This window comes from Mesorhizobium sp. M0983 (genome assembly GCF_040318975.1).
Classification (GTDB): Bacteria; Pseudomonadota; Alphaproteobacteria; order Rhizobiales; family Rhizobiaceae; genus Mesorhizobium.
This window is the reverse complement of sequence record NZ_JAMYNH010000033.1, coordinates 1-20632: the sequence shown is the minus strand read 5'-3', so window position 1 is coordinate 20632 and position 20632 is coordinate 1. Positions and strand designations below refer to the sequence as shown.

The 20632-nt window shown below is 59.6% G+C and carries 21 protein-coding genes and 2 pseudogenes; 17 read left to right on the top strand and 6 right to left on the bottom strand.

Annotation, left to right across the window (positions count from 1 at the left end; all coding sequences use genetic code 11):
* Positions 1-190 precede the first annotated feature (190 nt).
* The 5 genes and pseudogenes from NKH71_RS30775 to ltnD all read right to left on the bottom strand — a co-directional run bounded on the left by NKH71_RS30775 (position 191) and on the right by ltnD (position 4467).
* Positions 191-570, bottom strand: a pseudogene (locus NKH71_RS30775) (SDR family oxidoreductase).
* Positions 560-1378 carry an SDR family NAD(P)-dependent oxidoreductase gene (locus NKH71_RS30770; RefSeq protein WP_352790427.1) on the bottom strand — a complete coding sequence of 273 codons (819 nt, stop codon included), beginning with the start codon at positions 1376-1378 and terminating at the stop codon, positions 560-562. The pseudogene NKH71_RS30775 and the gene NKH71_RS30770 overlap by 11 nt, the downstream one beginning before the upstream one ends.
* 98 nt (positions 1379-1476) lie before the next feature.
* Positions 1477-2745, bottom strand: a complete 1269-nt coding sequence (gene otnK, locus NKH71_RS30765) for a 3-oxo-tetronate kinase (RefSeq protein WP_352790425.1) — start codon at positions 2743-2745, stop codon at positions 1477-1479.
* The gene (gene otnI / locus NKH71_RS30760) at positions 2742-3524 is read right to left on the bottom strand and encodes a 2-oxo-tetronate isomerase (RefSeq protein ID WP_023718654.1); all 783 of its coding nucleotides are present in this window, start codon (positions 3522-3524) and stop codon (positions 2742-2744) included. The genes otnK and otnI overlap by 4 nt, the downstream gene beginning before the upstream one ends.
* 13 nt (positions 3525-3537) lie before the next feature.
* Positions 3538-4467, bottom strand: a complete 930-nt coding sequence (ltnD, locus tag NKH71_RS30755; protein WP_352790423.1) for an L-threonate dehydrogenase — start codon at positions 4465-4467, stop codon at positions 3538-3540.
* A 154-nt stretch (positions 4468-4621) separates the two neighbouring features.
* Here ltnD and otnC point away from each other — a divergent pair, with 154 nt between their 5' ends.
* From otnC to NKH71_RS30685, 14 genes are all read left to right on the top strand, one after another.
* Positions 4622-5287: a 3-oxo-tetronate 4-phosphate decarboxylase gene (gene otnC / locus NKH71_RS30750; RefSeq protein ID WP_352790486.1), complete on the top strand. Its 666-nt coding sequence runs from the start codon at positions 4622-4624 to the stop codon at positions 5285-5287.
* A gap of 95 nt (positions 5288-5382) precedes the next feature.
* On the top strand, positions 5383-5892 hold the full coding sequence (locus tag NKH71_RS30745) for a flavin reductase family protein (protein ID WP_023718651.1): 510 nt from the start codon (positions 5383-5385) through the stop codon (positions 5890-5892).
* Positions 5893-5944: 52 nt separating this feature from the next.
* Positions 5945-7036, top strand: coding sequence for an LLM class flavin-dependent oxidoreductase (locus NKH71_RS30740; protein WP_023718650.1), 1092 nt, complete (start codon positions 5945-5947; stop codon positions 7034-7036).
* A gap of 60 nt (positions 7037-7096) precedes the next feature.
* On the top strand, positions 7097-7921 hold the full coding sequence (locus tag NKH71_RS30735; RefSeq protein ID WP_352790422.1) for an ABC transporter substrate-binding protein: 825 nt from the start codon (positions 7097-7099) through the stop codon (positions 7919-7921).
* A gap of 56 nt (positions 7922-7977) precedes the next feature.
* Positions 7978-8640 (top strand): amino acid ABC transporter permease, encoded by a 663-nt coding sequence (locus NKH71_RS30730; protein WP_352494528.1) that lies wholly within the window; start codon positions 7978-7980, stop codon positions 8638-8640.
* Between the two features lie 2 nt (positions 8641-8642).
* A complete protein-coding gene (locus NKH71_RS30725) occupies positions 8643-9299 on the top strand; it encodes an amino acid ABC transporter permease (protein WP_023718647.1) in 657 nt (218 codons plus the stop codon).
* Entirely contained in the window at positions 9296-10054 is a 759-nt protein-coding gene (locus NKH71_RS30720; protein WP_023718646.1) for an amino acid ABC transporter ATP-binding protein, read from the top strand. Before NKH71_RS30725 ends, NKH71_RS30720 begins: the two co-directional genes overlap by 4 nt.
* A 36-nt stretch (positions 10055-10090) precedes the next feature.
* The gene (locus NKH71_RS30715; RefSeq protein WP_023718645.1) at positions 10091-10852 is read left to right on the top strand and encodes an SDR family NAD(P)-dependent oxidoreductase; all 762 of its coding nucleotides are present in this window, start codon (positions 10091-10093) and stop codon (positions 10850-10852) included.
* A gap of 104 nt (positions 10853-10956) precedes the next feature.
* Positions 10957-11343 carry a Rid family hydrolase gene (locus tag NKH71_RS30710; RefSeq protein WP_023718644.1) on the top strand — a complete coding sequence of 129 codons (387 nt, stop codon included), beginning with the start codon at positions 10957-10959 and terminating at the stop codon, positions 11341-11343.
* A gap of 95 nt (positions 11344-11438) precedes the next feature.
* Positions 11439-12188: a GntR family transcriptional regulator gene (locus NKH71_RS30705; protein WP_051409654.1), complete on the top strand. Its 750-nt coding sequence runs from the start codon at positions 11439-11441 to the stop codon at positions 12186-12188.
* A 117-nt stretch (positions 12189-12305) separates the two neighbouring features.
* Positions 12306-13256, top strand: a complete 951-nt coding sequence (locus NKH71_RS30700) for a MurR/RpiR family transcriptional regulator (RefSeq protein WP_352895926.1) — start codon at positions 12306-12308, stop codon at positions 13254-13256.
* Positions 13257-13523: 267 nt separating this feature from the next.
* On the top strand, positions 13524-14600 hold the full coding sequence (locus tag NKH71_RS30695) for an ABC transporter substrate-binding protein (protein WP_352895923.1): 1077 nt from the start codon (positions 13524-13526) through the stop codon (positions 14598-14600).
* A 61-nt stretch (positions 14601-14661) separates the two neighbouring features.
* Positions 14662-15477, top strand: a complete 816-nt coding sequence (locus NKH71_RS30690; protein ID WP_023718640.1) for an ATP-binding cassette domain-containing protein — start codon at positions 14662-14664, stop codon at positions 15475-15477.
* A 39-nt stretch (positions 15478-15516) separates the two neighbouring features.
* On the top strand, positions 15517-16719 hold the full coding sequence (locus NKH71_RS30685; RefSeq protein ID WP_352895920.1) for a sugar ABC transporter permease: 1203 nt from the start codon (positions 15517-15519) through the stop codon (positions 16717-16719).
* 220 nt (positions 16720-16939) lie between these two features.
* On the opposite strand, the gene NKH71_RS30680 is transcribed toward NKH71_RS30685, so the two are convergent.
* A complete protein-coding gene (locus NKH71_RS30680) occupies positions 16940-17974 on the bottom strand; it encodes a LacI family DNA-binding transcriptional regulator (protein WP_352790485.1) in 1035 nt (344 codons plus the stop codon).
* A gap of 172 nt (positions 17975-18146) precedes the next feature.
* Between NKH71_RS30680 and NKH71_RS30675 the strand changes: the two genes are divergently transcribed.
* The 3 genes and pseudogenes from NKH71_RS30675 to NKH71_RS30665 form a co-directional block, all read left to right on the top strand.
* Positions 18147-19193 (top strand): sterol desaturase family protein, encoded by a 1047-nt coding sequence (locus NKH71_RS30675; RefSeq protein ID WP_352790415.1) that lies wholly within the window; start codon positions 18147-18149, stop codon positions 19191-19193.
* Between the two features lie 97 nt (positions 19194-19290).
* Positions 19291-20256, top strand: a complete 966-nt coding sequence (locus NKH71_RS30670) for a sugar ABC transporter substrate-binding protein (protein WP_352704786.1) — start codon at positions 19291-19293, stop codon at positions 20254-20256.
* Positions 20257-20369: 113 nt separating this feature from the next.
* A pseudogene (locus NKH71_RS30665) lies at positions 20370-20632 on the top strand (ABC transporter permease); the annotation flags it as partial.

The window sequence follows — 20632 nt, the reverse complement described above, 5'->3', positions numbered from 1 at the left end:
TCTCTCCTCGATGGGACGCACCGGGAGATAGGCGTTCGTCTCCAGCCATTCGCGCAATAGAGAGCCCATCCAACTACAAATTTGGGAGGCAGGGCTTGCTCTCCGAATTCTTGCATCCAAGGTCAGCGATGGGAGTGTCGTGCGCACCCGATGGTGAGGTTCACTATCGGCCGTTCCCGCTCGCATCGGGTCAACTCCCCAGGCCACCATCCACCACGTGCACCTGGCCGGTAACGTAGCTGCTCATTGAGGATGCCAGATAGAGGGCGACGCTGGCCACCTCGTCAGGGTCGGAGTGGCGCTGCAACGGAACGGCCTTGTTCACCGCCTCCGTGACATTGACGCCGCTGATCGCGCTGATGCGGTTCTCGATTTCGTGCTGGAACGTGTTGTGGATCGGACCTGGATTGAGGCATTGACGCGGATGCCGCGCGGCGCGAGCGCCCGGGCCGCCGCGCAGACCACGCCGACCTGCGCATGCTTGGCGACGGTGTAGCTGATGTTCTGCCCCGCACCTTCGCCACCACGCAGGCCGGCGAGGCTTGAGATGACAATGATGCTACCGGGCACTGTAGCCGCCGTCGGCCATCAAGATATGCCCTGTCACGAATGACGCGTTCGGACCAGCAAGATAGACAAGGGCATCGGCGATTTCACTAGGTTCGGCCCAGCGGCCAATGGGATGGGCGCTCTTGATGGCCGCCTCGCCTGCGGCTGGGTCGTCCAGGCCTTCGAGGTAGCGAGTCAGGAACGGCGTATTGATTGATCCTGCTCCAACGGCGTTCACACGGATGCCTCGGGAAGCATAATCTACGGCCATCTGTCGTACCAGTTGAAGCAGGGCGCCTTTGGCCGCGCAATAGGCTGCCTGTTCCGGCAAGCCGACGACGCTTGAAATGGATCCCGTCGCGACGATCGAACCGTGGCCACGCGCGAGCATCGAAGGCAGCGCGCGCCTCGACATCAGGAAGAAGGATTTGGCGTTCGCATTCATGACAGCGTCCCACTCATCCTCGCTGGTTTCGTGAGCGGACTTCGAAATGATGAAGCCGGCGTTGCTGACGAGCACGTCGACCGGACCGAACCGCTGTTCTGCCGTCGTGAATATTTTCTCGACGTCAGCGACCTTGGTGACATCAGCGGCAACCGCGACGACATGATCGGGCGAGTCTCGTTCCAGTTCGTCGACGGCCGGGTTGAGATCTGTTGCGCATACCTTGGCACCGTTTTCGATGAAAAGTGAAACTGCAGCCCGGCCGACACCTCCCGCCGCTCCTGACACGACGACGGTTTTGCCCTCAAAGCTACTGGTCATGATGGTTCTCCGATCGTTGATGTTGGTACTAAATTGTAAGCGGCTGGCTCGGGGGTCGCTCACAGAGAGAAAGCAACCCCTGTCTATCAGGCGGCCAGAGCCGAAACCGACGGATCAGCCCGACCCACGTTCCTTTCGGCCGTCGTATCCTCTCTTCGTTTTCAATCGAGCCTCGCAAGCGCTTCCGCAAAGAAGTTTACGTCGCCGAAATTGCCGGATTTGAGTGCCATCATCAGTTCGCCTCCCGGGTATCCGATGGCGCGCAGCATCGGGACGCCGGGGGCAAGTTCATCGCCGACCTCGAACGAGCCGATCGCCAGCTTGTCCACCACGGCGCCCGAGGTCTCGCCTCCCGCCACCACGAGCCGCCGAACGCCGGCGTCGACGAGCCCGATGGCGATTTCCGCCAAGGCGTTCTCGATCGTCTGCCCGGCCTCGTGCTTGCCGTGCTGCCGCTGGAGGGCTGCAACCGCATCGGGGCTGCCGGAGGACGCGATGAGCACTGGCCCAGCCGCGAGCTGCCGTCGAGCGAATTCAAGGGCCTCTTCGACGGCGCCGCCGCCGCCGGAGACAATGCGCTGCGGATCAAGGCGTAGCACCGGCATATGTCTTTCGGCGGCATCGATCTGCTCCAGTGTCCGGGCGGAACAGCTGCCGGCAATGACCGCCGATCGGCCACCGACAGCAGCAAGGTTAGCCATTGATCCCCGGGCTGGGCGTGCGGCCAGAGCGGCCCTTGCGAGTCCGTAGCCAAGTCCGGACGCACCCGTCGAAACGGCGCCGCCGGACGCCAATTGGCCGAGGACATCGAGATCGCTGTCCCGGATGGCGTCGGCGATGATCGATTTCCGCCGGCCAGGCATTGCGGCGATCTTCGCTCTGCAGCTTTCCAGGCCAAGTGCGACCGTCTGGCAGTCGAGACTGTGAACAGCGTGCTTGGATTGCCTCGCAAGAACACGCGTAAGATTGGCGTCATGCATCGGGTTCAAAGGATGGTGCCGCAAGGCGCTTTCGTTGAGTGGGACATCGTTGACGAACAGGTGCCCCTTGTAGACGGTGCGTCCGGTTTCCGGAAACGCCGGCGTAACCACGGTCCAGTCCTGTCCAGCCCGCTCCATGAACGCATCGGTAACCGGACCGATATTGCCCGCATCGGTCGAATCGAAGGTCGAGCAAATCTTGTACATGACGTGGCGGGCGCCGATCCGCCGGAGCAATTCCTCGGCGGCGAGCGCACTTGCGACCGCATCGACAGCCGGCACGGAACGGATCTTCAGCGAGACCACAAGCGCATCAATCGTTTCGAACAGACGGCTATCGACCGGGACTCCTATGGTCTGGACGGTTCGAAGGCCGCATTTGCGCCAGGTGTTCGCAAGATCTGAGGCCCCGGTGTAGTCGTCGGCTATGGCTGCGAGAATGACCGTCACTGCCTGCGCCCCCTATACGGCGCAAACCAGCCAAGGCCAGCTTTCGTCTCGCCAGCGGGCTGATACTCGCAGCCGACGAAACCGGAATAATTGCTCGTCTCAAGCTGTTCGAAGAAGTGCCGATAGTTGACCTCGCCGGTATCCGGCTCGTGCCGTGCAGGCACCCCAGCTATCTGGACGTGCCCGATGAGCGGCTGCAGATGCCGGAAGCTCTCGGTGATGTCACCATGCATGATCTGTCGATGGAACACGTCGAACTGAAGCCTGACGTTCGGGTGATCGAGTTCCTCAATAAATGCTGCGGCACGCGCAAAGTCGTTCAGGAAATAACCGGGCATGCTGCGGCCGTTGATCGGTTCCAACAGAAGGTTCAGGCCTTGGGCGGCCAGCTTCGATCCGGCGAAGTCCACGGCACGCCTGTAGCTTCTCAACGCTTCTGCGTCTGACGGGTCCGCAAGGCCGGCCATCATGTGGAGGGAGCGCACGCCAGTCGCCGGGGCGTAGTCCAGCGCCTTGTCGACGCCTGACTGGAACTCTTCGAAGCGATGCGGCAGGGCAGCGATGCCGCGTTCGCCCGCAGCCCAGTCTCCGGGAGGAAGATTAAACAACGCCAGTTCGAGTTCGCATGCCCTCAGTCGGCTGCCTACGGTTTCGGGTGCGAATTCATAGGGGAACAGGAATTCCACGGCTCCGAAGCCGGCTTCCGCGGCAGCCTCGAAGCGGTCAAGGAACGACCATTCCGTGAACATCATGGTGAGGTTGGCGGCGAAGCGTATCATGCGGCGAGATCGATCATGATGCCGCCTTGGCTGTTGGCAGCGATGCGCCGGACAACTTGGCATAGGTGCGTGCAACCGACGCGTCGTCGTCATGTCCCATGCCTGCGCCCGAGGTCGCGAGATACATCTGGAGGGCCGCCGCTGCGAGCGGCACGGGATATCGTTCGGCCCGAGCCATGTCCTGGAGAATGCCCAGATCCTTGACGAATATTTCAACCGAACTCAGCGGCCTGTAGTCGCCATCGAGGATATGCGGGACACGGTTCTCGAACATCCAGGAGTTTCCCGCGGACGCGGTTATGACCTCGTAGACAGTGGAGAGGTCCAAGCCGAGCTTGGATGCGAGCACCATGGCCTCGCATGCGGCCGCGATATGGATTCCTGCCAGATGCTGGTTGATCATTTTCACCGAAGCGCCGATGCCGGGTTCGTCGCCCAGGCGATAGACCTTCGCCGCGACCGCATCCAGGACATGCCGCGCCCGTGCGAAGGCATTCGGGCTGCCCGACGCCATGATCGTCAGGGCGCCGTTCGCGGCTTTCGCTTCGCCGCCCGAGATCGGGGCGTCGAGATAGAGGATTTCGCGCTCCGCGAGGCGCGAGGACAGGCGTTTTGCCTCCGACGGCGCCATGGTCGCTGACGAAATGAATACCGAGCCCGGTGGCATCACCGGGAACACGCCGCCGTCGCCGAAAAGCACCGCGTCGGTCTGCGCGCTGTTCACGACGACGCAGAGGACGACGCTCGCATTGGCAACAGCTTCGCTCGGTGATTCCGCTATCCGCGCGCCGCTTGCAACCAGCCTTTCCGCAGCGGTCGCGGAGGGATCGTAGCCGACGACCGCGTGTCCGCGTCGCACAAGCGAACTCGCCATGCCAAACCCCATCGAGCCCAACCCGATGACGGCGACGTTTGATTTTTCCGCGCTTTTGCCAGCAGACATGCGTATCCAACCTCTTGCTTTCAATCCAATCATAATGCAGATTATCTACAATCTGCAACGGGCTGTCGCCGCACTTTTGAGATTTTCAGGTTGGCGTCCGTGGGTAAGCTCAGTGCGTTTGGCTTCGTGCCATGCGCCTAGAATCTCGGGTGATATGGATCAGACGAAACTCTGTGAACAGATTGTCCGCTTCGGCAGGTCGCTGTTCGATCGCGGACTCACCCCCGGTTCCTCGGGAAACATCTCTGTTCAGCTCGACGAAGGCGGCTGGCTTGTGACCCCGACAAACGCGTCGCTCGGATTTCTGGATCCAGCGTCCATTTCCCGCCTTGACGCAAAGGGCAATCTTGTCTCGGGCGACAAGCCGACGAAGGAGATCCCCCTGCATTCCGCGCTCTACGACACAGTCAAAGGATCTCGGGCTGTGGTGCATCTGCATTCGACGCATTCGGTCGCCGTCACGATGCTTCCCGAGATCGATCCGAAGTCGGTGCTGCCGCCGATGACGCCGTACTATCTCATGCGCGCTGGCCGAACGGCGCTGGTGCCGTATTTCAGGCCGGGCGATCCGGCGGTCGCCGGGGCCATCAAGGGATTGGTCGGCAAATATACGTCGGTCCTGCTGGCCAACCATGGGCCGGTCGTGACCGGCAAGGACCTTGAGGGCGCCGTCTTTGCGATCGAGGAACTCGAGGAAACAGCAAAGCTGTACCTTCTGCTGCGCGGTCTCAACCCGCGATATCTATCTGCGGAGCAAGTCGAGGATCTGGCCAGGCAATTCCCGCTCCCGGGCCCTGACGGAGCGCACGACCACCATTAAACAAGGCAGTTTCGTCTGGAGCGGGGTGGTCCAAAAACACATTGACAGATTGTAGACAATCTGCAATTTTGAAGATGGGAACAAGGAAGCAAATAATGCTCTCGCAGGACCTGAGTACCGAGCATTTCCGGCAATCGATGCGGCGCGTGGCGTCGACGGTCTGCGTGATCTCGTGCAGGCACGACGGGCGCCGATATGGCATTACCGTCACGTCGGTCACGCCGCTCAGCTTCGCTCCCATTTCGATCCTTGCGTGCGTCAACCGCAACTCGTCGATCAATGTGCCGCTCAAGGAAGAGGGGCAATACTGCATCAACGTGCTTCGGGCCTCGCAGGCTGACATATCCAACTCTTTCAGTGGCGGACGGCCGTCCGAGAGGCGTTTCGACATTGGCGAGTGGACCGAAAAGGACGGCATCCCCTACCTGGCAAGCGCGCAGGCGAACCTGTTCTGCGAGATGGATCAGGCGATCTCCTATGCCACGCACGACATCATCATCGGGCGGGTCGCAGGGGTGGCATTTGCCTCCGATGTCGACCCGCTGATCTACCATAACGGCGCCTACGCGCTGACTTCACCCATGGTCCTGCAGAAGGCTGGATAGGACTGTTTACCAACGTCGACAGCCGTCGCCGAGGGATCTTAGGAGCAAATGAATGCAGCTTGGCCTTTTTAACCTGATGACGCTTCGCGATCATCCCGACGGTGCCCAGGGCGTGATGCGCGATACCCGCAAAATGGTGGAGACCGCCGATGAGCTCGGCTTCGATGTCGCGTGGTTCGCCGAACACCATTTCGCCAACTATTCGAGTTCGCCGTCGCCGCTGATGATGTGTTCCTACGCGGCCGGATGGACCAAGCGGATCAAGCTAGGCCCGGGCGTTATCGTGCTGCCGCTCTACAATCCGCTTCGTGTCGCCCAGGAGATCGCGGTCGCCGACACACAGACCGAGGGCCGCCTCGTCATCGGCCTGGGTACCGGCTATCAGCGCTATGAGTTTGATCGCTACAACATCGTGCTGGACGACAGGGTCGACGTTTTCCTTGAGTATTGGGACGTCATCGAAAGAGCGCTCGTCGATGGCGAGGTCGAGTACAAGGGAAAGTACATTTCCCTCCCCAAGACCAGCTTCGCGATCAGCACCCAGCAGAAGCCTCTTCCCCCGATTTTTGTGACCTCCTCCCACCCGAAGCTTCTCGATCGCTTCAAGAAGTGGAAGGCGGTCCCGTTCCTTGCAGCCAGCACGCTCGGATCGCCCGTGCTCTACAAGATGGTCGACGGGCTCAACGACGCCTGGACATCCATCGGCGAGCAGCCTTCGACCAAGCCCTTGGCGATCATGCAGTACCTGGCCATAACCGACAGCCGCAGCGAGGCATTGGTCGTGGCGGAGCGGGCCCGGTACGTGGGGCGTATGGCGCATTATCTGCGCCAAGCCTCGCCGCCGCTGGACGACAACAGCTACATCAGCAACCAGACGTTCGAAGGCGAGTACACGCTCGACCAATATGCGGACAACATGGTGGTAGGCGATCCGCACGCCGTTGCCGAGAAGATGGTCGCGGACATCAAACGTCTCAATCCAAGCAACTACACCTGCAACTTCTCCTTCGGCTGCATGCCAATCGAGTTGGCGCATCGCTCGCTCGTTCGATTCAAGAACGAAGTCGTGCCCCTGATCGAGAAGGAAGTGGGACCTATCGAAGCTCTCGGCGTGACACCCAGGCTGGCGAGAAAGGCGAGTTGAGCGGTCTCAATTGCTCAGCCAACAAACTACTTGGTCTGCAACAAAGAAAAGGGGAATGAAATGAAAATGGTTATGAGGGCTCTGCTGGCTACGGCGGTCGCCACATTCACGCTGGCTGGTCAGGCGCATGCCGACTCCGCGCTCGACACGATCATCAAGAACAAAAAGCTGCGTTGTGGCATCATGCTGGACAGTCCGCCTGCCGGCTTCCGCGACTCGAACAACGAGCCCGACGGGTATGACGTGACGTACTGCAAGGACATGGCAAAGGCGCTTGGCGCAGAGCCGGAAATCATCGAGACGCCTTCGCCGGATCGTATCCCGGCGCTGGTTTCGAACCGCATCGACGTCCTTATCGCCTCGACTACGCCGACCCCGGCACGTGCGCTGACCGTGGCGTTCACCCAGCCATACACCAACAACGTCATGGCAGTCGTGACCCGCAAGGACACCGGCATCGCCAAATACTCTGACCTGGCGTCCAAGAAGCTTGGTGGTGTCGTTGGCACCACGCCTGAGCAACTCTTCAAGGATGAGCTGGGCAAGGGCTGGGAGGGTACGGGTGCGACCTACACCGGCTTTGCGAGCGATGCGGAAACCTTCCTGGCTCTGCAGCAGGGCAAGATCGACGCCATCGTGATCAATGTCGCCGTCTTCAACTCGCTATCGCAAAGTGGTCAGTTCCCAGAGTTCGTGATGGCCGGACTTGCCCCTCTCGCCGACTTCGGATCGATTGCCCTCAAACGTGACGACCAACAATTCCTGAACTGGGCGCGGGTTTTCGTGTTCACTCAGGTTTCGAACGGGCGTTGGGCCGAGGTGTACCACAAGTACTACGGCAATGGTCCGCTGCCGCCGCTGACAGCTGAAGGCATTAACTTCTAAGCATAGAGCTTATGCCGGCAGGAAAACCCTGCCGGCATGAGCATGGGATGATTGGCATGAACGGCTATCAGTTCTACTGGTCCATAGTCTGGGATTCACTGCCCCTGCTGCTGGCCGGAGCCTGGGTGACGATCCAGATCACCATTCTCGCCTTCATTATCGGCACGCTCATTGCGATGCCCATGGCTGTCGCGCGCCAGCAGGGCGAGGGATGGGCCTACCGGTTTTCGACCTGGTGGGTGGAGCTGTCGCGCAACACGCCTGCTGTCTTTCAGCTCTATCTATTTTATTTCGGGCTGGGCGCCTTCCACATCAACATCCCCAGCTACGCCGCCGTCCTCATCTCCGTTTCCTTCAACAACGCCGGATACATGACAGAAATCTTCAGGGGTGGTCTCAACGCCATCCCGCGACAGCAGCTGTCGGCTTCGCGCTCACTCGGCATGACCAGCCCGCAGAGCTTCATCCATGTGATCTTTCCACAGATGTTCAAGGTGATCTTCCTCGCCTATGTCACTCAAGGCATCTGGGGAATGCTGAACACCTCGCTTGGCATGCTGGTCGGACTGCAGGAGCTCTCGGGCGCCACGCAGTACGCGCAGTCCGCATCCTTCCGGACATTCGAGTTCTTTCTGGTCACGGCGCTGATCTATTACCTCATCGCCAAAGGGCTGCAGTTCTCGTCCCACCTGGCCTTCCGCCTCATATACAGGAGCTAGGCGTGCAGTTTCAGTTCGCAAACCAAGGCCTCGCCTGGTCGGATGCTTATTTCCTGGCTCAGGGGCTGCTCAACACCGTCAGGCTGGCCGCCGCAGCAACCCTTGTCGGCACCCTTGCCGGGATCGTCCTTGGCTGGTTGCGCACCGTGTCAATGACCGTGAGGATCGCCACGGCCCCCTTCATCGACATCCTGCGCAGCGTGCCGATGATCATCCAGCTGATACTCGCCAACAGCCTTCTATCGATCCTGGGCTTCGGCACTTCACCCTTTTGGTTCGGTACCGTCGCACTTGGTGCCTGGATGTCGGCAGTAACTGCCGAGGTGGTCCGGGCGAGCCTGCTCTCAGTCCCGGTTCAATACCGCAAGAGCGCTCGCTCGCTCGGCATGAACGGCTACCAGGAGCTCTTGTACATATCCATGCCCCTGGCATTCAGGACGGGTCTGGCTCCGTGGATCGGGCTCGTCCTCAGCCTGATCAAGGACAGCGCTCTCGCAGGCGTGGTCGGCTACATCGAATATATGCGTTCCACCCAGATACTCATCACCAGGACACATGAGACCTGGCTGCTGCTGATGGGTGCGGGGCTTTTCTATTTCCTTATCTGCTATCCTGTTTCCCGGTACAGCCGGCACCTCGAAAGAAAGGTCCGCGTATGATCCGCATCAGCAACGTCCAGAAGGCCTTCGGATCGGTGATCGTGCTCAAGGGCATCGATCTCACGGTCGAAAAGGGCGAACTCGTCTGCCTCATTGGCGCGAGCGGGTCGGGAAAATCTACGCTCCTGCAATGCATCAACGGGCTCGAACCGATCCAGGGTGGCGAGATCCTCGTAGACGGCATCAGCGTCCACGATCCGAAGACGGATATCAACAAGCTGCGCAGCAAGCTGGGCATCGTCTTCCAGCAGTACAACGCCTTCCCGCACCTCACGGCGCTGGAAAATGTCGCGCTGGCACCCCGGGTGGTCTCAAAGCGAAGCCGCGCTGTGGCGCGCGCACTTGCGCAGAAGCACCTCGAGCATGTGGGGCTGGGCGACAAGGGCGACAGCTTGCCGTCTCAGCTCTCAGGCGGCCAGCAGCAGCGTCTCGCCATCGCCCGAGCGCTTGCAATGGAGCCGAGCTACATGCTCTTCGACGAGGTCACCTCCGCCCTGGATCCCGAACTTGTCGGCGAAGTGCTTGAGACCATGCGCCTCCTGAAGAGCGAAGGCATGACGATGGTGGTTGTCACGCACGACATCAATTTCGCTCGGGAATCGGCGGACCGCGTGGCCTTTCTCTGCCAGGGCGAAGTCTGCGAAATCGGCACGGCCGAAGAGGTGATCGACAATCCCCGCAAAGAACAGACACAGAAGTTCCTGCGGCGCGAGAATCGCAAGCCCCTTGAAATCGTCAGAAGCTCAGTCGCCTAGCGAATTCCATCCAAACGCAGCATCGAAGGGTAACTCATGATCTCGTTCAATCTCACGGGAAAGGCGGCGCTTGTCACCGGGGGCGCGTCGGGCATCGGCCTCGAAACCGCGCGCATGATGGCCAAGGCAGGCGCCAAGGTCGCAATCAACTATCTACCGGCCGACCAGAGGGGCGAGGCTGCTCTCGCTGGGCTCCAAAGAGAGGGGCTCGACGTTATCGGTGCTCCAGGCGATGTCGGCGACGCCGGGCAGGCCAAGGCAATGGTGCTCGAGGCGGTGGCGAAGCTCGGCCGTCTCGATCTGCTTGTCAACAACGCGGGAATACCGGGCGTGAAGGTCCCGGTGCCGATCAACGACCTGGACAGCATAACGGAGGAGCTTTGGGCAAATCTGCTGAACGTCAACCTGATGAGCGTTTTCAGGTGCTCGAAGGCCGCGGCGCCTGCTCTCAAGGTGGCCAAAGGTTCGATCGTGAACACCGCTTCCATCGCCGGCTTCGGCGCCGTGGCCAGCACCATCGCCTATAGCGGCTCCAAGGCCGCGGTCATCAACCTGACGAAGAACCTGGCGCGTGCGCTCGCGCCCGATGTGCGGGTCAACGCGGTGGCGCCGGGCGTCGTCGAAAGTTCGTGGGCGATTGAATGGTCGGTGGAGCGTCGCCAGAGCACCCTCGCCAGCACACCTCTGAAGAAAGTCTGCACCACGGCGGATGTCGCGGAGCTTATCGTCTTCCTGGGTTTCGCCGGCGCGCTGATCACCGGTCAGACGGTGGCGATCGATGGCGGCATCTCGATCTGATCAGCACTGGAGAACGGCATGGAACTCGTGAAGCTAAAGTCCGGCAGCATCCTGGAAGAGAAGGAAGGCTATTCGCGGATCGTCGCCCTCGACACTGGATCTTCATGTCCCTGACCGCAGGACGCGACTACAAGACCCGTGTGATGCCTGAGACGGCCGTCGAGCAGGCAAGGCAAGCGATGAAGAACGTCGAAGGCGCGCTTGAGGCGGTCGGCAGCAGCCTTGCGGATGTTGTGCGGCGACGCATCTTCATTCCGCGCCAGGAAGACGTCCCGGAAGTCATGGCCTATATGGGCGAGAAGTTCCGGGACATCTCTCCGGCAAGCTGCGTCAGCTGTGGTCCGTTGGGCGGACCTGAGTATCTCTTCGAAATAGAGCTCACTGCGTATCGTGGTGCTGGCTCCCTTCCGGCGAAGAACCTGGTGGTCTCGCTCAAACGGCAAGTCAGGCGGGACAGAACGTTTTCCACTTATTCCGTAAGGATAGCTTAGTGGCAGGCTTCTCATTAGATTATCGCATTCGTATATAGTCTACATTCCGAATGCCTGTGCAGCCGATCTCCTGCGGTCGCCTTATGAGGATCCTGATGCGACACGCAAATGAAACAGGCGCCATTCTGGCTCCCATGACGCAGATGGAAAGCACGCAGTTCGCTGCGGAGCAAATCCGGAACGCGATCATTGCCGGGCACTTCAAGCCCGGCGACCGGCTCGTCGAGCAACAGCTTACCGACATGTTGAACGTCTCCCGGCATCCGGTCCGGGAAGCATTGCGCCTGCTTGCTCGCGAGGGGTTCGTCGAGATCAAGCGGAACAAGGGAGCATCTGTCAGGGCGGTGGACGCAGACAGCGTCATCGAAGTCTACAATATCCGGATGGCTCTAGGAAAAATTGCCCTGGACCATCTGCTCGCGGAACCAGGTCGCCTAGCTTCGGTTGACCTCAAGCGTCTCGAAAAATTGGCTGAGAATGCCGTCAAGTTTGCTAACCTCGATAGCCAGGTCGAGACCGTTCGCAACGATCTTGAGTTCCAGCAAGCGATCATTGACGCGACGGGATTGCAGCGGACCATCCGCTACTTTTCCGAGCTGACCGCAGATGTGAGGCGCTTCAACCATCAGTTGGGCGTTGTCTATACAGACCGAAAGGGCGACGCCGAGAAGTATGTCGTCAAGCTACTCGAAAGCTTGCGCGACGGAGATCTCCGCACTGCGCATGAGATCTGGCAAGCCAAGTTCTCGAAGGCTCTCGAGCGCTACCTTTCGCTGATTGCCGACAGTGAATCAGATGGGGCGAGCCGCAACAGCGTGAAGACCGGTCGACCCTCACGTCGGTAGCAAGGGACGGCCTCGCACGAAGCATCTTCGCGCGTTGATTGTCCTCCCGATTTCGGCATCTAGGTCATGATGCGGCTCGGGCTTGATCGCCAACATGCACGCGCTTTTGCTTAAACAATGTTGCACCTGATTTCACTAGCAGAATCGACGCAGACGCGTCATTGTGCAATGAATATTGCGAAAGAGTGCAACATGAAACCGACCGCTGAAGCGCCGCGTGACTATGAAGAGCTCATCCGGCTCATCCACGACCGCTACGACGAAATGAGCAAATCCTACCAGAAGATCGCGCTCTATCTCACCCAGAATCCTAACGACGTTGCTGTCAGGTCGGTGAATGCAATTGGGGATAGCAGCGGAGTGCATGCCTCAAGCTTCGTGCGCTTTGCGCAGGCGCTCGGTTATGAAGGCTTCAAGGAACTCAAGTCTCTCTTTCAGAAGCGCCTGTCGACCGCCGCGCCCGGCTTCGAGGCTCGTATCAAGGCGCTGGAAGGCGAATTGGGAGCGCGAACAGATCGTAGCGAAGTCGGATTCATGCGCGACCTCGTGGTTCGCGACATTGCCTCGCTTCAGGACATGCTGACACAGATACCACCCGAGGATCTGGCCAAGGCAGTGACCCTTCTCGAAAAGGCCGACGCGATCTACCTGATCGGGCAGTTGCGATCGACGCCTGTGGTCGAACTTCTCCGCTATATCTTGACGATGCTGGGCAAACGTTGCGTGCTGCTTGATCCCGGCGGCGGACTTGCTACGCATATGGCGCGCATGATCCGCAAGACCGATGTCTTGTTTGCCGTGTCCTTTCGCTTCTACGCCAATGAAGTGGTCAATGTCGTGGAAGAGGCCGCTCGCAGCGAAGTTCCGATAATTGCTATTTCCGACAGCACGCTGTCTCCGCTAGCCAAGAACGCCAGTGTTCTCTTCGCCGTACCGGAGCATGAATATACCTTTTCCCGTTCGCTTGCCGCCCCAATGTGCCTCGCCCAGGCGCTGACGGTTGCACTCGCGGCGCGACTGCAGAACAACGCTGTCAGTCCGCGCATACCCACCGTCACCGGGCAGTAGCGGTTCCCCGACAACAACCCGGGCGTTCCGCGTCCTTGGCATTCCGGTTGCGAACCAAGCGCGCCAGGTGCACTCGAGCCTGGATGTCGCAATAGAAATTGCGCGTTTCGCACGATGCAAAGATTTCATTGTCGCATCGTTGACACATCGTTCATTGCGGAATATTTATATCTTGCAATTTTCGTTGCAGCCTATCCTTAAACCGGTTCGGGGGTGCCCCGTGCCGTCGTGAAGGGGGGCGAACTGAGTATTCCATGGGAGGAAACTATGAAGCGACTTCTGACCGCATTTCTGACGGCAACCGCTATGGCAAGCGCCTTGGCGGCGGCACATGCTCAAGATGCCAAGAAAGTGTTCTTTTTACTGCCGAATACCACGACAATTCGCTTCACAAGCCGGGACGCGCCGTTCTTTGTCGCGGCAATGAAGGAGAAGGCGCCGAACGCTCAGGTGACCGTGCAGAATGGCGAGGGGGATCCGGCGCGGCAGCAGCGGCTGGTCGAAGACGCCATCACCCAAGGCGCCAGCGTGATCGTGCTCGCGGCAACGGACGCAAACCTCGCCGCTGGCAGTCTTAAGGCGGCAGCTGATGCGAAGGTGCCGGTGGTCCTTTATGATCACGACGCGGTCGGCGGCAAGGCCGAAGCGCACGTCGTCTTCGACTCATTGTCAGTTGGCCAAGCCCAAGGCAAGCGCGCCGCCGAGCTGATCAGCGCAATGAAGAAGTCGCCGGTCAAGGTTGCGCGCGTGAAGGGTAATGAGGGCGAATACGGTACAGGCCAGTATGAAAAGGGCCAGAACGAATTCCTTCAGCCGTTGATCGATTCCGGCAAGGTGAAGGTCGTCTGCGAGCAGTACACGCAGAACTGGGATCCGGCGCTGGCTCAATCTTTCGCCGAAGACTGCCTGACCCGCAATGGCGGTGATGTCGATGTCTTCCTCGGCATGAATGACGGTACCACCGGAGGCTCGGTTGCCGCTCTGATCAGCCAGGGGGCCAAGCCTGGCGACAGGCTGGTGACCGGCGGACAGGACGCGACCGTTGAAGCGTTGCGGTACGTCGCACAGGGATGGCAGGACAACTCCGTGCTCAAGGATCTCAAGGTTGAAGCGACCTATGCGGCGGACGTCGTGGCTTCGATCCTGGATGGCAAAGGAGTGCCAAAGGATCTGATCAACGGCAAAGTGAACAACAAGTTCATGGATGTGCCGGCTGTCTTCCTGCCGGTGAAGAACATCACCTTGGATAATCTCTCGGACGTCGTCACCGCCGGCGTCTGGACCTGGCCAGAAATCTGCAAGGGCATCGAAGACACCGAAGTCTGCAAGAAGAACAACAAATAGCGAGATCGACCGAAGGACAGCGGCGCTCGCTGTCCTTCGGTCACCTGATGGGAGGAGCCTGATGGTCAAAGCGGCAGCAACCCGCGGCGGCGCCGATGTTCGTGCGGCGCATAAATCCACGCCGCTAATTTCGATGCGCAATATCCGTAAGTCGTTCGGGTCGGTCCATGCTCTTCAGGGGGCTTCGGTGGACGTCCACGCCGGCGAGGTGGTCGCCCTGGTCGGCGACAACGGCGCCGGCAAGTCCACGCTCGTCAAGATCATGGCGGGCGTCTTCGGCTTCGACTCTGGAGAGTACACCATCGAAGGCCAACCGGCGAAAATCGGCAATCCTGCCGACGCCACTGCCCTTGGGATCCAGACCGTCTATCAGGATCTAGCGCTCTGCAACAATCTGGACGCCGTGCAGAACCTGTTTCTCGGGCGCGAGCTGACCGGTCCGACATGGTTCGGCCGACGGATCCGGCGTGCCGAGTGCGAAGTTCGTGCCCGCGAGGTGCTGACGCGCATGCGACTCGGCCAGCTGTCACTGACGCGTCCTGTCGGAGCAATGTCTGGCGGCCAGCGACAGAACATAGCCATCGCACGTTCCATTCTGTGGACGCCGAAGGTCGTCATATTCGACGAGCCGACAGCCGCACTCAGCCACTCCGCAGCCGAACAGGTCTCGGCCCTGGTCCGCACGTTGGCCGACGAAGGGCTCGGCATAGTCGTGGTTAGCCACGACATCCACAATTTCGTCGTCAACGCCACCGACCGCATAGAGGTCATGCGCCTGGGCGCGAACGTCGCGAGTTTTAAATCGAGTGAAGTGACAGGCGAGCAAGTGGTCAACGCGATGGTCGGTGGCAACGAGGCAGTCAACCTCGCTGGCTGAGCCCCGCGGGGCGAAAAGTATCAGAAGGATACGTCAAGAATGGCAAACTCGGCCGCCGCTTCCGGTGACGTCAAACGCCGCACCATCGGCGAAGTGCTCAACAGCGACATGCGTGCGCTGCCCGTCATAATCGGGCTGGTGGCGCTGTGGGTGTTCTTCGCGCTCCAGAGCAATGTCTTCCTGACACCGCAGAACCTGTCGAACCTGCTCGTCCAGAGCACGGTTGTGGGCATCATGGCGATCGGTCTGATGTTCGTGCTGCTGGTCAAGGAAATAGACTTGTCGGTCGCAGCGATCAACGGCGTGACATCGATCCTGATGGCCAAGCTGGTTGTCGACTACGGCGTTTCGCCCTGGCTGGCGGTGACGGTCGCAATCGTAATGGGTGCTGCTATCGGCAGCTTTTCGGCGCGCTGGGTCACGTTTGTCGGCGTACCGTCCTTCGTGGTGACGCTGGGGCTCGGACTGGCTCTCAATGGCTTGCAACTCGTGCTTTTGCCTCCGACCGCCCGCTACGGTTTGATGGGAACCGGTATCGACAAGATTGCAGAGACTAAGATTTCGGGGATCACGTCATGGAGCGCGCTGGCGATTGGGCTCGTCGCGTTTGCCGCTCTGGTCCTGTCGGGCATTGCCCGCAGAAAGCGCGCCGGTCTGGAAGCTTCCCTGTTCAGCCGATTTGTGCTGCCGCTCGGCGCGGCCGCGATTTTTGGCGCCATCGTCGTGATGATCCTCAACGCACATCAGGGCATACCAGTTGTGGTTTTGATCTTTGCAATCCTGCTCGGGATAGGCGGGTATATCCTCAAGGAAACCCGGTTCGGCCTCTATCTTTATGCGGTCGGCAACAATGACGAGGCTGCGCGACGGGCCGGCGTCAAGGTTGCGCGCATCAAGATGTTGGCCTTCGCTATTGCCGGCGCTATCGCTGCGCTGGCTGGCGTACTGGGCGCGTCGCGGGCACTAGGCGTTGGCGTCTTCTCCGGTGGCGGAGTAGGGGGCGGCACGCTGCTGCTGGAATCAATTGCCGCCACCGTCATCGGCGGCGTCAGCCTGTTCGGCGGCCGCGGCTCCATTCACGCGGCCCTGTTGGGCGCGCTTGTTATCGGAACAGTCCAGAACGGGCTCAACCTGATGGGCGTCGAGAACTACGTTCGCCTCATCGTGACGGGACTGCTTCTCGTGCTGGCGGTATCGATCGACAAGCTGATCGAAAAGGCCATGGGTCAGCAGAATTTCTGATTTGCTTCAAACCCACTCTGAACGACCGAATTCGATACCTTGGCGGTCGTTCAGTTTCGAAGGTTCGATGACGCGATCTGACCCGAAGCAGACTCGCAGGTGAAGCAGGGCATAGCCGCTTCGCGCCCAAATATAGCCGTTGAGGTCCGTTTGTGCATCACCTGAAAGCGGACATCCTTATCGGGTCGCAGGACGCCCGCGCCAGTAGCTGACATCTGCGTCAGATATTCTCCGGCGTGACGATTTCAAAAGGTATGGATCGCTGAAGGGTGGCAAATGGTGCTTGCGGTCCAATGACATCGATCATCGTTTGGACAAGAAGGGCCGAGGTCGATTCGAGCGGGTGGCAAAGAGCTGCAGTGATCAGGCCCTCAGACAGTCCCTTTCGAGTTTCGGGTCCAATGTCACGGCATACTACTTTGATACCCGACCGCCGCTCAGGAGACACCTCCCTCAAGGCACGAAGTACACCAGTTATTCCGCCGCCGACGATCAGAATTCCGACAAGATCGTCAGTCGATTTCAGAAGCTCAGTCACCATTCGACAGGCCTCACTGGCTTCCTCGTGGGTCGGACGGCTTTCCTCTACCGCTAGCCGTGGAGCGTGCTCGCGCAAATAGGAACGGAAACTGGCGTCTGACACATCCTGGCATTGATACCGGTGGTTGCCTATGAAAACCGCTATACGACCCGGTCCGTGAGTGGTTTGGGTAATCAGGAAGGCTGCAGTGCGCCCCAGCTTCCAGTTGTCGGTGCCTACATATGCGGCCCTTTCCGGCGCGGACTGATCCGTGATGTAGGAGACAACCGGTTTGCCCATCTCCTTCAGCGACCGGATGGCCTGGCCAATGATGGGATGATCTGCCGCGACCACCGCAACGGCGTCGCATGAATCGCCCAGCGCAATCAGACGGCTCGCGATTGTCTCCGGCGTCAGCAGATCCACGAAGTCGACTATTGGATCGATGACCTCGTCGCGACGCTCGCGACAGGCGGCAATAATCTTCTTCCCGAACAATTGGTAGAGATCACGGGTCGACTGCTGAAGCAGGAAGCCCAATCGGTAGTGTGGAGATATTTTACGAGCCCGATCATCAATGGCTCCGATTCCGTAAAACCCAATTTCCTCCGCTGCGCTTTGTACTCGTTGGACGGTCTTCGGGCGTACTGAAACGGTGCCACTTAGAATTCGATTCACGGTCGCCACCGAAACGCCTGCCGCAGTAGCGAGATCGTGGATTGTCGGTCGCCTCATGAGCTCCATCCCATCTATATCATCATGACTGATATTAAATGATACAAATGTCGCTTTGATACTATTTTCGCCTTCTAGAAATATCAAGCCTCCGATATGAATGCCACCCAATTGAGGGCCGATGTTTTGACGAGCCCAGTTGGGAATAGTTCCGCAGGGAGGCGCTGTTACGATGGATGACCTTCAGTATGGAACGCGCGATAAACGCGGTAACTGGGCTCCGCATCGCCGGGCCGAGCCGGCGCCAATCTGGCATCATCCGTTCAATGCAAAGAAGGTGGTGGCGTGGATTCCTGAATTTCTCTGGCCGTGGAACGCCTTTCATATTGCCACGTCGATTATTTGGGTGAACTTCCTTATCCCAAGCTGGCAGAGCCTCGCGACCTTCTCAGTTCTCAACTACTTCTGGCTATACGGCCTAAACGCCGCCGGCATATTCCTTTTCTATGGCTTCTTCGAGCTGCGCTATTACTTCCAGCGGAAGCAACAGAACCGCTTCAAATATAATCCAAAATTCCCTTCGGACGCGCCGTCTGACGTGTTTTGGTTTCAAAGCCAGAACATCGACAATTTCACCCGCTCGTTTTTCGTCACCATACCGCTGTGGACCGTGGTCGAGATCGTGATGCTGTGGGTCTATGCGAACAGCTGGGCGGTCTGGCTGCCATGGACGACGAATTGGCTTTACCTGTCTTTCCTGGTGATTGTCTCGCCAGCCGTGCACGAGGTCTATTTCTTCTTCCTGCACCGGGCGATCCATTGGCCGCCACTCTACAGATGGGTGCACTCGGTCCATCATAACTCGATCAATCCAAGTCCCTGGTCGTCGCTGTCGATGCACCCGGTCGAAGGCTTCCTCTATCATGCTGAAGCCTGGCTGCACCTGTTGATCCCTTCTAATCCGGTCTGCGCCTACTTCACGCTGCACGGAGCGGGATTTGGAGCGGTGAACGGCCACCTCGGCTTCGAGACATTCGAAATCACCGATAAGGTTAAACTCGATAGCCATTCGTACGTGCACTACCTGCACCACAAGTATTTCGAGGTGAACTACGGCGGTGATGGGCTGGTACCCCTCGATAAGCTGTTCGGCACTTGGCACGACGGCAGCAAAGAAGCTGATGAGGTCATGAAGGCCCGCTTCCGCAAGAAGAAGGAAAAAATGCGTGGCCAGCAGGAAGGCCGCAGCGATCCCACGTCTGGAATGCCGGCGGAATAACGATCCAAACGCTGTTTCGACTGCGCCTGAGAGGAGTGGGCCCGGGACAGCAAGACTTTTTTGTTGAGACCCCACGGGGTAAATTGGGAGGAAGACTATGAAGCTTTTCAAGACACTCGTGTCGACAGCGGTGCTGATTGGATTCAGCGCCGGCGCGACGCTCGCTGCCAATATCTTCGTGGTTGGCGGCAAGCCGGACGATCCGTTTTGGTCGATCGTAAAGCGCGGTGCTGAAGACGCTGGCAAGGTCGTCGAGGCCCAAGGTGGCAAGGTCACCTGGCTCGGGCCGCAGAACTATGACAATCTGGGCGTGGACGCCGCCGAATTGATCCGTCAGGCCATCGATCAGAAGGCCGACGCCATCGTCGGCCCGGACTGGGTGCCGGAAGCGATGGACCCGGCGTTCAAGGCAGTGAGGGATGCTGGCATTCCCCTGATCATCTACAACGCCGGCGGGCTGAAAGCGGCCGATCGTCTTGGCGCCATGAACTATGTCGGCTCAGACGACTACAAAGGCGGTGTCGCGGCTGGCGAGTACCTCACCAAGGCCGGCAACAAGAAGGGCGTCTGCATCAACACGCTGCCCGGCGCCGCCAATATTGAGGCCTTCTGCGGCGGCTTCAAGGAGGGGATGAAGAACGGCGGTGGCGAAGCCGACGTCCTGCCATTGCCCGCTACATCCTTCGGCTCGGCAACGGCCGTCGCCCAGGCGGTCAAAGCCTATCTGCTGCAGCACCAGGACGTGAATGCCGTCTTTACCATCGGCAACGTTGACGCCAACTCGGCCATGAACGGCCTTACCCAGGCCGGCAAGGTTGGGAAAGTGCAACTCTGCGGCATGAACTTTGACGAAACCATCCTGAACAACATCAAGGATGGCAAGCAAGCCTGCGCGATCGACCAGCAAGGCTACCTGCAGGGATACCTGGCTGTAGCGATCCTGAACGGCCACGTCAATTACGGCTTGGCGGTGCCCACCCGCGAAATCCTTACGGGACCAGGCATCATCGACAAGACAAACGTCGACGCCACCATCGCCGGTGTGAAAGCAGGGACGCGATAATCCTCCCGCCTGGGCCGCCCTCGCTTTACAGCGGGCGGCCCTTTTTCCCTCTCTCTGCGGCGGCCACATCGCGGCCGGCCGCTTGCTCGCGGATTACCCTAATGGCACATCCCGTGACGTCCACATTAACCCCGGCGCCTCACCGCACGCGGTCCGGACTAGCCCTCGGCCGGCTGGCGCGTCGACCAGAGGCGGGCTCGTTCCTCGGGCTGGTCGCAGTTCTGCTTTTCTTTGGCCTGTTCGGCGGAAGTGCCTTCACGTCGGCAGCCGGCACGGCCAGCTGGTTGAACATCGCGTCTGAGATCGGGATCATCGCGCTGCCGATAGGGTTGCTGATGATCGCCGGGGAACTCGACATCTCGGTCGGTGCCGTGAT

What these genes read in the sequence shown, in the direction of transcription:
- NKH71_RS30685 (WP_352895920.1), top strand. Translation starts at nt 15,517, where the DNA reads ATGGCAAACTCGGCCGCCGCTTCCGGTGACGTCAAACGCCGCACCATC.
- NKH71_RS30690 (WP_023718640.1), top strand. Translation starts at nt 14,662, where the DNA reads ATGGTCAAAGCGGCAGCAACCCGCGGCGGCGCCGATGTTCGTGCGGCG.
- NKH71_RS30730 (WP_352494528.1), top strand. Translation starts at nt 7,978, where the DNA reads ATGAACGGCTATCAGTTCTACTGGTCCATAGTCTGGGATTCACTGCCC.
- NKH71_RS30715 (WP_023718645.1), top strand. Translation starts at nt 10,091, where the DNA reads ATGATCTCGTTCAATCTCACGGGAAAGGCGGCGCTTGTCACCGGGGGC.
- ltnD (WP_352790423.1), bottom strand. Translation starts at nt 4,467, where the DNA reads ATGTCTGCTGGCAAAAGCGCGGAAAAATCAAACGTCGCCGTCATCGGG.
- NKH71_RS30695 (WP_352895923.1), top strand. Translation starts at nt 13,524, where the DNA reads ATGAAGCGACTTCTGACCGCATTTCTGACGGCAACCGCTATGGCAAGC.
- NKH71_RS30680 (WP_352790485.1), bottom strand. Translation starts at nt 17,974, where the DNA reads ATGAGGCGACCGACAATCCACGATCTCGCTACTGCGGCAGGCGTTTCG.
- NKH71_RS30745 (WP_023718651.1), top strand. Translation starts at nt 5,383, where the DNA reads ATGCTCTCGCAGGACCTGAGTACCGAGCATTTCCGGCAATCGATGCGG.
- NKH71_RS30705 (WP_051409654.1), top strand. Translation starts at nt 11,439, where the DNA reads ATGCGACACGCAAATGAAACAGGCGCCATTCTGGCTCCCATGACGCAG.
- otnC (WP_352790486.1), top strand. Translation starts at nt 4,622, where the DNA reads ATGGATCAGACGAAACTCTGTGAACAGATTGTCCGCTTCGGCAGGTCG.
- otnI (WP_023718654.1), bottom strand. Translation starts at nt 3,524, where the DNA reads ATGATACGCTTCGCCGCCAACCTCACCATGATGTTCACGGAATGGTCG.
- NKH71_RS30670 (WP_352704786.1), top strand. Translation starts at nt 19,291, where the DNA reads ATGAAGCTTTTCAAGACACTCGTGTCGACAGCGGTGCTGATTGGATTC.
- NKH71_RS30675 (WP_352790415.1), top strand. Translation starts at nt 18,147, where the DNA reads ATGGATGACCTTCAGTATGGAACGCGCGATAAACGCGGTAACTGGGCT.
- NKH71_RS30735 (WP_352790422.1), top strand. Translation starts at nt 7,097, where the DNA reads ATGAAAATGGTTATGAGGGCTCTGCTGGCTACGGCGGTCGCCACATTC.
- NKH71_RS30720 (WP_023718646.1), top strand. Translation starts at nt 9,296, where the DNA reads ATGATCCGCATCAGCAACGTCCAGAAGGCCTTCGGATCGGTGATCGTG.
- NKH71_RS30740 (WP_023718650.1), top strand. Translation starts at nt 5,945, where the DNA reads ATGCAGCTTGGCCTTTTTAACCTGATGACGCTTCGCGATCATCCCGAC.
- NKH71_RS30700 (WP_352895926.1), top strand. Translation starts at nt 12,306, where the DNA reads ATGTTGCACCTGATTTCACTAGCAGAATCGACGCAGACGCGTCATTGT.
- NKH71_RS30710 (WP_023718644.1), top strand. Translation starts at nt 10,957, where the DNA reads ATGTCCCTGACCGCAGGACGCGACTACAAGACCCGTGTGATGCCTGAG.